The 11,861-nt window shown below is 41.0% G+C and carries 14 protein-coding genes; 4 read left to right on the forward strand and 10 right to left on the reverse strand.

The genetic code is table 11. The features are described from left to right. The first annotated feature begins 198 nt into the window (after positions 1-198). Complete coding sequence (locus tag PBF_RS15450; protein WP_035330838.1) at positions 199-1,263, forward strand: glycoside hydrolase domain-containing protein; 1,065 nt, start codon at positions 199-201, stop codon at positions 1,261-1,263. Positions 1,264-1,296: 33 nt separating this feature from the next. On the opposite strand, the gene PBF_RS15455 is transcribed toward PBF_RS15450, so the two are convergent. Beyond that, entirely contained in the window at positions 1,297-2,226 is a 930-nt protein-coding gene (locus PBF_RS15455) for a lysylphosphatidylglycerol synthase domain-containing protein (protein WP_235192270.1), read from the reverse strand. A gap of 528 nt (positions 2,227-2,754) precedes the next feature. Here PBF_RS15455 and yidC point away from each other — a divergent pair. Together yidC and PBF_RS15465 are read left to right on the forward strand one after the other, a co-directional pair. Further along, a complete protein-coding gene (gene yidC / locus PBF_RS15460; protein WP_035330840.1) occupies positions 2,755-3,525 on the forward strand; it encodes a membrane protein insertase YidC in 771 nt (256 codons plus the stop codon). A gap of 108 nt (positions 3,526-3,633) precedes the next feature. After that, positions 3,634-4,188: a YhcN/YlaJ family sporulation lipoprotein gene (locus tag PBF_RS15465; RefSeq protein WP_035330841.1), complete on the forward strand. Its 555-nt coding sequence runs from the start codon at positions 3,634-3,636 to the stop codon at positions 4,186-4,188. 195 nt (positions 4,189-4,383) lie between these two features. Here PBF_RS15465 and PBF_RS15470 read toward each other — a convergent pair whose 3' ends face one another. The 7 genes from PBF_RS15470 to PBF_RS15500 all read right to left on the reverse strand — a co-directional run bounded on the left by PBF_RS15470 (position 4,384) and on the right by PBF_RS15500 (position 9,430). After that, positions 4,384-4,587, reverse strand: a complete 204-nt coding sequence (locus tag PBF_RS15470) for a DUF6501 family protein (protein WP_035330842.1) — start codon at positions 4,585-4,587, stop codon at positions 4,384-4,386. Between the two features lie 35 nt (positions 4,588-4,622). After that, positions 4,623-4,865, reverse strand: coding sequence for a hypothetical protein (locus PBF_RS15475; protein WP_035330843.1), 243 nt, complete (start codon positions 4,863-4,865; stop codon positions 4,623-4,625). Between the two features lie 88 nt (positions 4,866-4,953). Then, positions 4,954-5,400 carry a VOC family protein gene (locus PBF_RS15480; protein ID WP_035330844.1) on the reverse strand — a complete coding sequence of 149 codons (447 nt, stop codon included), beginning with the start codon at positions 5,398-5,400 and terminating at the stop codon, positions 4,954-4,956. A 107-nt stretch (positions 5,401-5,507) separates the two neighbouring features. Further along, positions 5,508-6,377, reverse strand: a complete 870-nt coding sequence (locus PBF_RS15485; protein WP_035330845.1) for a gamma-glutamylcyclotransferase — start codon at positions 6,375-6,377, stop codon at positions 5,508-5,510. A 94-nt stretch (positions 6,378-6,471) separates the two neighbouring features. Further along, entirely contained in the window at positions 6,472-6,660 is a 189-nt protein-coding gene (locus tag PBF_RS15490; protein ID WP_035330846.1) for a hypothetical protein, read from the reverse strand. Positions 6,661-6,780: 120 nt separating this feature from the next. After that, complete coding sequence (locus tag PBF_RS15495) at positions 6,781-8,436, reverse strand: AMP-binding protein (protein ID WP_035330847.1); 1,656 nt, start codon at positions 8,434-8,436, stop codon at positions 6,781-6,783. 199 nt (positions 8,437-8,635) lie between these two features. Further along, positions 8,636-9,430: a VOC family protein gene (locus PBF_RS15500; RefSeq protein ID WP_035330848.1), complete on the reverse strand. Its 795-nt coding sequence runs from the start codon at positions 9,428-9,430 to the stop codon at positions 8,636-8,638. A gap of 212 nt (positions 9,431-9,642) precedes the next feature. Here PBF_RS15500 and sda point away from each other — a divergent pair, with 212 nt between their 5' ends. After that, positions 9,643-9,774, forward strand: coding sequence for a sporulation histidine kinase inhibitor Sda (gene sda / locus PBF_RS15505; protein ID WP_035330849.1), 132 nt, complete (start codon positions 9,643-9,645; stop codon positions 9,772-9,774). A gap of 458 nt (positions 9,775-10,232) precedes the next feature. Here sda and PBF_RS27050 read toward each other — a convergent pair whose 3' ends face one another. Both PBF_RS27050 and odhB read right to left on the reverse strand, forming a co-directional pair. Further along, positions 10,233-10,358, reverse strand: a complete 126-nt coding sequence (locus tag PBF_RS27050; RefSeq protein WP_268745122.1) for a hypothetical protein — start codon at positions 10,356-10,358, stop codon at positions 10,233-10,235. 238 nt (positions 10,359-10,596) lie between these two features. Then, positions 10,597-11,850 (reverse strand): 2-oxoglutarate dehydrogenase complex dihydrolipoyllysine-residue succinyltransferase, encoded by a 1,254-nt coding sequence (odhB, locus tag PBF_RS15510; RefSeq protein ID WP_035330850.1) that lies wholly within the window; start codon positions 11,848-11,850, stop codon positions 10,597-10,599. Positions 11,851-11,861 lie beyond the last annotated feature (11 nt).

The following is an 11,861-nucleotide window of genomic DNA, read 5'->3' on the forward strand; positions in this document are numbered from 1 at the left end:
ACACATTATCAGTTGTTGTTCGTTATGTTGAACAAGTGGAATTATTCTATTATAGCACTTCATAATTATTTCCCAAATATCATTCCTTGTAATGTTATTTCAAAATAAGAAACCATTCTTCACTCCCTTTTTGCTGGAATCACCAACCTTCCGCCCTCCGCATAAGATGTCATGAACTGACAAGGAGGGCTGTGAGATATGGAAAGACGGGGCCTTTTGCCTTTCGTTGTGACCGCATTTTTTGCCGTAATGATTTCGCTCTTTACTTTTTCGCTGATGGATTCAAAGGATGCCGAGCCGCCAAAAACAGAGACCGTTCCAGATGGCCAAAGCAATAATCAGGACAGTGATATCTCGAATAAAGTAAAAAATAATATCAAAGGCAATAAAGCTAATGTGAATAACTCAATCGACAACGATTTAAATAATGGCGAAGATAGCCAAATTGACAATAATGTTACAAATGATGTAGAGGTAAATGTAGATGTAAATGTAACAAATACGATAAAAAATAAGGCTGATAAAAATCAGGACTCAGGTCAAAAAGGAAATGAAAAGGAAAACAGCAGCGGCGATAAGGGCAATGAAAATGACCAGGACGGCCAGTCAGGGGATGATGAAGTCGTTTGGGGTGTTGACTCTGCAAGTCTCACTACAAGCGACTTGCTTTCTTGTGTTCGTGAAAATTTTGGATCTCCTAAAGTATGGGGACGGTATTTAGGTGAAAAAGAAGGTGTATCAGCAGGCATTACACCCGAAGAGGCTGAACTGCTGCAGGGCAATAATATTAAATTACTCGTGATATGGAATCGATTTAATGATGCAACAGGCCTTGAAAATGGAAAGAGTGAAGCAAGAGCAGCTGTTCAATTGGCAAAGGAGCTGGGAATACCCGAGGGTGTCGCGGTTTTTGCGGATATCGAGCCTAATTATCCTGTCGACTCTTCTTTTATAAAAGGCTGGTATCAAGCCATGTCAGAATCACCCTATGAACCTGGCATTTATGGAATTTTTGATAAGGAAAAGGCCCTGAGGAAAGCTTTCGATCAAGCTGCAGCCGAAAACACTCCCCTTCTTGAAAACACGTATATATGGACTGCTGCGCCGAATATAGGGATCACAGCCCAGGCACAGGCGCCTGAATATAAACCTGAAGCTCCGGAAAACTCACTGATTGCAGGCTGGCAGTATGGAATTGATGCGAAGGCATGTAATATTGATACGAACTTATTTAACAAAGACATACTGGATGCTCTTTGGTAAATATAAAAAAATAAAGAGCCCATAAAGGCTCTTTTATATTTTAAAGCTGTTCTTTGGCATCCCGCTATTCCAAAACTGAATCATGATAAACGGCGTGCCAATAAACACTGGAACGATATAATAGCTGAGACGGTAGAACATGAGAATCAAAAGCCCCAGTTCTGATGGGACACCCTGTGATTCCAGTCCGATCAAAAAAACAAAGTCAAAGGATCCTATTCCCCCTGGTATCATACTCGCAATTCCGGCGCAAGCAGAGATGATGACAATCGGAAACAAAACAAAAAATGGAATCGATACTTCAAGGGCTCTGGCAATTCCCCAGATACATATGATAATAAAAAGCCACTCCAGTAATGAAACCGTCAGCAGGTCCCCTGCGAACCCCTTTTTGATGTGCTTCGTATTCCAAAAGGACGACTTAAAAAAGTAAACGCCAAGCAGCAGCGGTGTATAAGCAGCGACTGCCCAGACTGCGAGCTTTATAAGCTTTACATCATCATACAAATGTAAATCGGTAAATAGGACGACCCATGATAATATAGACAAGCCTGTAAGGTAAAATAATGACAGCTTGGCAATTATTTTGATATACGGTGTACTGCCATTCAGGTAATCTTTATAAAAATAGGACCTGAGTGTAGCTCCTGCCACACCTCCCAGGCCGATCAAGTTAGAGAATGCGTTAGCAGATAAGGAATAAAATAAAAGCTTTTTTTTAGGAACCCTAATTCTGAAAAGCCTTTGCAATATTTCATCATAAAAATACATTGGAAAAAGGGCAGCCAGTCCCAATAAAAGGATAAAAAATATTCGGCGGACCGTTAGCCGGTCAACATAAAGCTCAAGGAGAGCCCAATTAAAATCAGTGAATATCCCTTTTGCTTCCAGCATGACAAACAGCAAAATGAATAAGGGTACAAGGAGCTTGGCAAGCGTAATAATTGTTTTATGTTTGAACAAGGACAAAATACCCCACCATTCACTTAGAGAACTAGAGATAATTTAATCTCCCTGATAGAGTGTATCATACTAAAGCTTAAAATATATATGCTTTTTCCTATTATATTCCTATATAGTGACAATAGAATGGACAAGAGATAAGTTTTTGCAAATGGTTCAATATCTGTAATTGTGATCAATACAGCATTCAATTATACTTAAATATGTGAGGTGAACTGACATCTTTGACCTAATAATTGAATCGTCTTTTATTTCATCAGAATATACTCTTTATTTAACATATATCATTGGTTTAGCTGCTAAGCTGTTAATTATTTGGAAAATCAAGCCTGCTTTTTATAGAGCTGGATGTATTAGGAATGAACAAAAGGAGTATGAAAGCCTTCCAGCGTTTTGTATGGATCGGACCTTTATTTGTGATTCGATTCAGTCGTGGATGGCAAAATTGATCCTGAAAAAAGGCGATCAAAGTGATGAGCCGGAAGGTCCCTCCCCTATTTTATAAAAAATATAGGAGGTTTGATCTTAATGAGAAAAATAAAATTGTTGCTGGCCATTACTATGATCAGCGTATTGCCAATATTCCTATCTGCCTGTCAGGCTCAAGGAGGACAAGGAACAAGCTTTTTCCATCAATATTTTGTCAATCCGTTTGCATTGGCCATACATGGAACGGCTGTTTTCTTTCATGGCAATTTCGGACTGGCCATAATCTTCATTATATTAATGCCTTTAATGCTGAAACAATATAAAAATCAAAGCTTGATGAAAGAAAAAATGGATAAGTTAAAACCTGAACTTGAAAAAATCCAGGAAAAGCTGAAAACAGCGAAGAAAACAGAGGAGCAGCAAAAGCTGCAGCAGGAAATGTTCGCTTTGTATCAATCACATGGAGTGAATCCTTTGAATGCGGCGGGGTGTCTGCCCATTTTTATTCAAATGCCCATTTTGATGGGGTTCTATTATGCTATAAGAGGAAATCAGGAGATTGCCGCACATTCATTTCTCTGGTTTAATCTGGGGCATTCTGACATTTGGATCACAATCATTGCAGGGATCGTGTATTATCTTCAGTACAGGTTCACTCTGAGCAACATGACTGCGCAAACGCCAAAGCAAATGAAATTCATTGGTCTCTTGTCTCCTGTAATGATTATGCTGGTTTCTTTAAATGCTCCTTCAGCTTTGCCGCTGTATTGGACTGCGGGCGGAATTTTTTTAGTTTTTCAATCATGGCTTGGCAGGAGATTATATACAAAAGAAAAAATGGATAATGTGCAGTTAATGTCAGAATCGTAATTACACGGGGAGCGGGCTTATGCCATGCTCCTTTTTTGTTTAAAGAAATTTGAATAACAGTACTTATTCTTGGAAAGATAAGGGGGAAAATCAAAAGGAGGAAAGTGTATGATTAAGCGTAAATTAATGATGGCAGGAGCACTGTCAGCTGCATTGCTTGCAGGCTGTGCAGCGAATAATAATGATATGAATGAAACAGCTCAGAGAAACAGAGACCTCACAGAGCCGACTAAAGTGAACGACAGCAACTATGGAGAAAATGGACGCACCACTGAGCCGGGGATTGATCTTACCCGCACGGGAACGGACAATGACAATCAAAATGATTCTCCGAGAATGAAGGTTGCTGATAAAGCTGCCGATAAAATTACCTCTATACCAGAGGTTGAATCTGCGAATGTCATCGTGACAGACAATAATGCTTATGTGGCCGCACGCTTAAATGATGCAAATGAAGAATTGACTAAGGATGTTGAAGGGAAGATTTCAGATCAGGTGAAAGCCATCGATCAGGATATCGATAATGTATATGTGTCTGTTAACCCTGACTTTTATGATCGAATGACAGGATACTCAGAGGACATTCGGGCCGGTCATCCAGTAGAAGGATTTTTTGATGAATTTACACAAACTGTGCGCAGAATTTTCCCGACACAAAGGTAAAAAGAAAACGGCCCATAGCAGGCCGTTTTCTTTTTAAAAGATAAGAAAGTATAAAATTTTGAACGTCGATAACTGTCTAGCTCCAGCGCCTACCCCCTCGAGGTCACAAGCCAATCCTCCCAAAAAGGCAAAGAACGCCTTTCCGGGAGGCTCGTCTTGTGCTTGTCGGGGGTGGGCAAGGCGCTTGCGCTTTTCTTAAGCATCCTGGAAGTAGTCTTTATAAAATCCGCTTACTTTTCCGGAATTGTCTACAATGAAATAAAATTCTTCTGTTTCATTTTTTACATCATAGATATTCCCTGCTGTTAAAGCCCGGTCTACAATGTATTTTGCTGCGTCTGTGTGCACACATTTTACTTTTTTCAATGTTTCGCGTTCATGCCAGTTTAAATGAATCACTATTGCCACTCCTTCAAAGTCTGCATTACTTTTTATTATAAAGAATAGGAACGGTTGTCTGCAACCAGATTCTCTTTGATGACTGGCAATAATTTCATTATTTTCCGAAATCGCTTGATTTTATCTGCCTCAAATGTATAAACTTCTCCAGTTAACGGGTTTTTCATTGTTACATAGTTAATTTCACAGATTTGGTCTGTTCGTACAAATTCTAAATGATCATAATGTTCATTATCATATACCACTTCATAAAAGCCATTATCTGCTAAAATTTTCATTTTGATGACCCTCTTTCTAAGATGATGGCAAAGGTTATATACCACCCGCTTAGCCTGTTTCAAACCACCAAATGAAATTTTGCAGGATTTAGCTGAGTTTTTCCCACTCGCTTAGGTGCATTGGTTTTAGATGAGGTTTTGCCTCCCCCTCTAAAACAGCAATATACTCTAATGAGTGGCCGTCCGGATCATAAAAATAGATTGAAGCAGCCGGCATCCATGTATGGACAATCGGTTCTGCAGATGATAGGCCAAAGCTTTCCCTGACTGCGATATCTTTTTCCATTAAAAACGGTATAATTCCCCGCAGCTTCTCAGGCGAAACAGAAAAGGCTATATGATTTCTCCTTATTGGGGTGTCTTTTGTTTCCCACATGCCCAGCATGTTCTCTTTATTTTCGCCAAGAAAGAAAAATGCTGCTTTTCTGTCTTCTGTTGTGTAAGCTACTTTAAAGCCGAGGTTTTCATAAAATTTGATGCTTCTTTCCAAATTGCTTGAGTTTAGATGTGCTTCATATAATTTTGCTCCTTGCATGGTAAGGTCCTCCAATTCATTTTTTTCTGTCTTTATTGTATAAAAAGCGATAACCCTGCCATACAGAAAAAAGGATGAACTTGTGTTCATCCTTTAGTCGTATGCTATCATGCATCCAATCGAATCTTAACTCCCAGTTTTTCCAGCTGCTGTTCAAGCTTTTTGTAGTAATCATCACTTACTCTTCCTCTTGCGCCGCGGAGAATTTCAAGAGCGTAATGGTCAGGCGGGGGCAGCTCCCCTTTTTTATTATAGACATGAAAAGTCAGGACATCTTTGTACAATTTATCCCCTGCCTGTACATTTACAAAGGCAGGACGGTACCATTGTCCGTAAAAACCTTCCCTTTGGAACAGATATTCAACAGCTTCATAGGGAAGTTCATATAGAACCCCTTCAGTGACACCGCCATTTTCTATAATATCTGCCCTTCCTCCATCATCCCTGGAAAACAGGTATTGCATCGAATAACCGGCCAATATTCCCCCGCCGACAATCGTTTTGAAATGGTGATCTACCTTTGCTGTGCAAAACCGTTCATTATCCATACAGGATCCGTAAGCAAAATAATAGGTCTTCTCCGGCTTATCCTTCATAAGCTGGTAAAGCTTCCAATCACCGTGAAGAATTGGTTCTGCCAGCAGGTCATCCCTGGAGGAGACATATACAAGTGCATTTACTTCTCCCTTATCCGTATGGACAGTCTGTTCCACCCTATCGTATAAATTGTCTTTTCTGCCCGGGATATAATCCTCCAGTTCATCCAGATCGGAAAAATGATCCAAATGTACTTCATAAAGTTCCCCATACACTTTTTGGTCAAGTGATGGTTTCATAGAGGGATAGCCAAGACCAGTATCAAATAATTCCCCGTATACCCATGCCTGCTCGGCAATGCAGGGGCTTCCTTTTAAAACAAAGTGATTGGTTTCATGCATTCTTAAGGTTCCATATACAAACAATTTCTGTGTAGTCATAAGCAAACATTCCCCCTTGGTTCTCTCTTTTGTTTACTATATTATCATTTTCTGAAGATTCTTTTCAAAAAAAGAAGACGGAGAAACATCTCCGTCATTCCTGGCATTGGCAGGCATCCAAATTTTTAATTACCGGAAGCCTGCAAATTAATTTGTTATTTGATCTTTTATGGTGTTGTGTTATTAAATCCATTTCTTTTTGTTTTGCCTTCATTAAAGCTTCCATTACATACATTTCATCATACATCTGCTCTCGCTCCTTTTCCCTTATCTTTAATACCATTTTAAATTCCCCCTGGTTTTAAAACATTGGCTATGAGGAGGAGATATTTTAAGCCTTTTGAACGAAAGAAGATGGAAATTGAAAAAACCTGCGGGAAGTTCCCCCGCAGGTTTCATATAGCTATTGTTTTAATGTGTTAGCATTTTCAATAACTTCTTTAGCTTGTTCACGCAATCTGAATTTCTGAATTTTTCCTGAAGCTGTCATTGGATATTCATTTATAAATTCGATATAGCGGGGGATTTTATGGCGTGAGATCTTCCCTTTGCAATAATCGCGAAGTTCTTCTGCAGTTATGTCAGAGCCCTCCTTAGCTATTACCCAGGCGACCACTTCTTCACCATATACAGCATCAGGAACCCCGACCACCTGAACGTCCAGAATCTGCGGATGAGTATAAAGGAATTCTTCTATTTCTCGCGGATAAATATTTTCTCCGCCGCGGATGATCATATCCTTTAATCTGCCTGTGATTTTACAGTACCCGTTCTCATCCATTACAGCTAGATCCCCGGTATGGAGCCATCCATCTTCATCAATGGCCTCTTTTGTAGCATCCGGATTTTTATAATATCCCTTCATGACATGGTAGCCTCTGGTACACAATTCTCCCTGTATACCAGAAGGAACTTCGTTATTTGTGCCCGGTTCTACAATTTTCACTTCCACATTCGGCAAAGCCCTTCCAACAGATTCTACTCTCAGCTCAATAGGATCATCTGTCCGGGTCTGGGTTATAACTGGAGATGACTCTGTTTGTCCATAGGCAATGGTTATTTCGCTTGCACCCATCTTTTCGATTACGCCTTTCATGACTTCAATCGGGCAATTGGAGCCAGCCATTATGCCGGTACGAAGGGTCGATAGATCATATTTGCTGAAATCAGGATCGTTCAGTTCTGCGATAAACATTGTCGGGACCCCATGGAGGCCTGTACATTTCTCATCCTGGACCGTCTGCAGAACAGCTTTAGGACTGAATTCCTGCACAGGTACAATGGTGGCGCCGACGGATATGCATGCCATCGTTCCCAGCACACAGCCAAAGCAATGGAAAAATGGAACAGGAATACATAAGCGGTCATCTGTAGTTAATCGCATACAATTTGCAATATTGTATCCATTGTTAACGATGTTATTGTGGGTTAGCATAACCCCTTTCGGAAAGCCTGTCGTTCCTGATGTATATTGCATATTAATGGCATCGTCCGGGTCCAGGCTTTCCATCCGCTCATCGAGTTCTCTGTCTGTGACTGATTCGCCCATCCCGATAATATCTTCCCAGCTGTAAGTCCCAGGAAAGCGTTTCTCTCCCATGACGATAACGTTTTTTAAGAAAGGCAGTCTTTTGCTTTTCAGCTGTCCCGGCTCGGAATCCTTCAGTTCCGGGACGATGCTGTACAGCATTTCTATGTAAGAGGTATCTCTGAACTTTTCCATCAGAACAATCGTTGTACTGTCAGACTGTTTTAAAAGATATTCCAGTTCAGCAGCTTGATAGTTTGTATTAACGGTTACAAGGACAGCACCCATTTTGCCTGTTGAAAACTGGCATGTGAGCCATTCTGGTGTATTTGTCGACCATGCGGCAATATGCTCCCCTTTTTCAAGGCCCAGCTTCATAAACCCTTTGGCAGCAAGCCTGCAATATTCATTAAACTCCTTATAACTCATTCGGAGTCCGCGATCAGCATACACTACAGCTTCATGATCAGGGTGAAGGCCGGCTTTCTCCTCCAGGAGCTTCCCTACTGTAAGATTCAATAATTCCGTCATCCAGAAATCCTCCTTGGTATATGATCTAATCATTATGCAAGATTCCTCTAAGGTGCTGATATAAAACGCTTACATTTTATGTTAACACATATTGCTGAATATTCAATATTTTCATAAAGTGATAGTTTATAAATTTTCATAAGGTGAAAAAAACTGCCCTAAAAAAGGGCAGCAGGTTTAAGTTGAAACTTCTCTCTTGTTAAAAATAAAGACCTTCAAATAGTGATAGTTCTTTTTTTAGGCTTGGCGCCACTTGAACAGCAAAGGGTTTCTCACCCCTCTTACGAAGAACTTCCATTGTCCTTCCATTCTCGTATAATGGCTGGCAAAAGATGATATTAACTGAACCAATCAGAATGGCTGCTCTTTTGTCTTTTCCGTCACTGCTTATGTAAATATCATCCCGGGAAGCTGGCATGATCTCCTGCCATGCTGCCGCAGATTTTTCACAGTCTTTAGAAGCTATATAGACTGCTTCTATTTTTTTAGCAGCCAGCTTTTCATCCATTAGGCCGAGTTGTCTCAGCTCCGCAAATCTTTTATCATCTTCCTTGCCCCAATCTATAAAGAAAGGGTATTGATAGTCGTGATTTTCCTTTAAGAAAAGCATTCTCCAGGAAAGGATGCTTCCATCCGCCCTCTTCCTGCTTCCATCAAATATTGGAAGGGTCTCAAAGCCCTTTCCTGTTAATTCACCCTGCAGCTCTTCAATATTATTGGTTCGGAAGCAAAGCTGTCCGATCCCTTCTCCATTTCTGATTTCTTCTGTCAGCTGTTTAATGAGCGGATTATCGCTCCTTGAGGCAATATGATTCTTTTCAATGGATAAAAACTCAAGGTATGAATGCCCAATGTACAAGAGGCTGTTATATGTCCCCCAATTTTCATGGCTCCCCCCTGATATTGCCTTATATCCTTGATCCCTCCATTTTGCAGCAGCAGCAGCCGGCTTAGCCTTTATAAAGTGGACAATATGATCAAGCATTATATTCATATGCAGATTCTCCCTTTATTCAGTAGTTACTGTAAATTTTATCTTTCCTTTAAAACACAGTCTACTGTTAAAGCTATTGTGAAAAGAATTGCAGAAAAATGTCATCATAATGTAATAAATCTTTTCTTTATAAAGGGTTCACAAAATTTTAAAAAACCTTTACAATAATAAAAAATAGAATATTCAATCCATTTAACCAGGAGGTATGCATAATGAAAATTATGAGTAATGAGCAGCTGGTCGTCTCGTATCGTGATGCATTAAAGTCAGGGTCTGAAAAGGAATGGATTAGGATATTAAAAACGGAGATTCAAAAACGGGGCTTAAGACCGTTTAAAGAGTAGGTTTCAAAATCCATATTAGTTAGCCAAATACTTATTGATTATGTAGAGCGGGAGCTATTCCCGCTTTTTTTATCGCAGTCTAACGGGCAGTAAGACCCCCACTTCAAGACTCAGAGGAATCAAAGGAGGATAAGTGGGAGTCAAACTGCCCAATCTAGCTGCGGCTCCTAGGGGCTCGAGGTCATAAGCCAATCAGCTGATGGGAAGAAAAGCACTCCCCTCCATCTGCTCGTCTTATGCTTGTCACCCCAAGGCAAGTCGCTTCGCTTTATAATGTAAAGGCCCGATTGGTGAGATACAGTGAAACTTGCCGACGCGCAGGCAGAGGCTTAGTTGAATCAATCGGGTTCGTAGTGTCGATTAATCGAAGCGCTAGCCGAGATCTTAGCGACACTAGAACGCGACTAACAATCAGTGGGGGATAAGGAAAACCCCCCACTGATTGAAGTTTCACTTTATTATCTTCGGACGTATGCTGTCAGTTTGTTTGCTTTTTTTATATTTTCATATTCCTCTTCACTTAGTACCCCTAATTTTTTTAACATCGCACTATACTGCAGAATTTTCATTTGCCTTCTTTTCAAGGTTATCACCTGCTTTTTAATATACTATTCATAACCTGTACATTGTTTCCTTAATGCAAATAATTTTCCATAACGAAAGCTCCAGCTCCTTGCTCACCACCGACACCTCGAGGGGTGAGCAAGGTGCTGGAACTGGATGCAGATACTCTTCCACAGAGTTTATTAATATCGTTCATTTTTAAAGTTTCCTATGCAACTAAAAAACCAGAGCGGAACTCCACTCTGGTTTCATTAGTTATTAGGCTTCAAAAAGAAGGCTTTCCGGATCTTCAATCAGTTCCTTGACGCGTTTCAGGAATGTTACAGCTTCCTTTCCGTCAACAATGCGGTGGTCATAGGATAGTGCGATGTACATCATTGGACGGTTTTCCATTCTTTCAGCATCTATCGCAACCGGGCGCAGCTGGATGGAGTGCATTCCAAGGATACCAACCTGAGGTCCGTTCAGAATTGGCGTAGACATCATGCTGCCAAATACACCGCCATTTGTGATGGTGAAGCTTCCTCCCTGCAGATCTGAAAGAGCAAGCTTATTGTCTCTTGCCTTCACTGCAAGGTCCATGATATCCTTTTCGATTTCTGCAAAGTTCTTGCGGTCAGCGTCACGGACAACCGGAACGACAAGACCTTCTGGAGCTGAAACAGCGATACCAATATCATAGAATTTTTTCAGAACGATCTCATTGCCTTGAATTTCAGCATTTAAGTAAGGATTTTTCTTAAGTGCTGCAACGACCGCTTTTGTGAAAAATGACATGAAGCCAAGCTTAACATCGTTTTCTTCAAAGAATTTATCTTTCCGCTTCTTGCGAAGGTTCATCACATTTGTCATGTCCACTTCATTGAACGTTGTCAGCATGGCTGCTGTTTGCTGAACTTCTACAAGGCGATTTGCAATTGTCTGGCGGCGGCGGGACATTTTAATCCGTTCCACTTCTTTTCCGCCTGATGCCTGTTCAGCCGGTTTCGAAGCTGCTGCCGGTTTTGGTGTTTGAGCCTGCTGTTTTGCCTGGTTAGGATTAAAGGATTCAACATCCTGTGTTCTGATTCTGCCCAGTGGATCGGCTGTCGGCACCTGGCTCAGGTCAATGCCCTTTTCTCTTGCCAGTTTCCGCGCTGCAGGTGAAGCGATTGGACGCTGTCCGCCAGTTTTTTCTTCAGCTGCTGGCTGTGCTGGCTGCTCCTCTGCCTTAGGCTCTTCCGCTTTTGCAGCTTCAGGCTTTTCTTCCGCTTTTTCCGGAGCAGAAGCAGCTTGTCCGCTTTCATTAACGACAGCAATGGTTTCACCTACATTAACCGTGTCGCCTTCCTGTGCTCTGATTTCCTGTAAAACTCCGCTATGTTCAGAAATAATTTCAACATTTACTTTGTCCGTTTCAAGTTCGACAACATAGTCACCTTTATTGACAGTGTCACCAGGCTGTTTCAGCCACTGTGCCACCGTACCTTCTGTAATGGATTCCGCCAATTCTGGAACTTTGATTTCTGCCACCTTAATTTCCT

It is taken from the genome of Cytobacillus firmus DS1, assembly GCF_000565285.1.
Taxonomy (GTDB): Bacteria; Bacillota; Bacilli; order Bacillales; family Cytobacillaceae; genus Cytobacillus; species Cytobacillus firmus_A.

What these genes read in the sequence shown, in the direction of transcription:
- PBF_RS15450 (WP_035330838.1), top strand. Translation starts at nt 199, where the DNA reads ATGGAAAGACGGGGCCTTTTGCCTTTCGTTGTGACCGCATTTTTTGCC.
- yidC (WP_035330840.1), top strand. Translation starts at nt 2,755, where the DNA reads ATGAGAAAAATAAAATTGTTGCTGGCCATTACTATGATCAGCGTATTG.
- PBF_RS15465 (WP_035330841.1), top strand. Translation starts at nt 3,634, where the DNA reads ATGATTAAGCGTAAATTAATGATGGCAGGAGCACTGTCAGCTGCATTG.
- PBF_RS15475 (WP_035330843.1), bottom strand. Translation starts at nt 4,865, where the DNA reads ATGAAAATTTTAGCAGATAATGGCTTTTATGAAGTGGTATATGATAAT.
- PBF_RS15480 (WP_035330844.1), bottom strand. Translation starts at nt 5,400, where the DNA reads ATGCAAGGAGCAAAATTATATGAAGCACATCTAAACTCAAGCAATTTG.
- PBF_RS15485 (WP_035330845.1), bottom strand. Translation starts at nt 6,377, where the DNA reads ATGACTACACAGAAATTGTTTGTATATGGAACCTTAAGAATGCATGAA.
- PBF_RS15490 (WP_035330846.1), bottom strand. Translation starts at nt 6,660, where the DNA reads ATGGTATTAAAGATAAGGGAAAAGGAGCGAGAGCAGATGTATGATGAA.
- PBF_RS15495 (WP_035330847.1), bottom strand. Translation starts at nt 8,436, where the DNA reads ATGACGGAATTATTGAATCTTACAGTAGGGAAGCTCCTGGAGGAGAAA.
- PBF_RS15500 (WP_035330848.1), bottom strand. Translation starts at nt 9,430, where the DNA reads ATGAATATAATGCTTGATCATATTGTCCACTTTATAAAGGCTAAGCCG.
- sda (WP_035330849.1), top strand. Translation starts at nt 9,643, where the DNA reads ATGAAAATTATGAGTAATGAGCAGCTGGTCGTCTCGTATCGTGATGCA.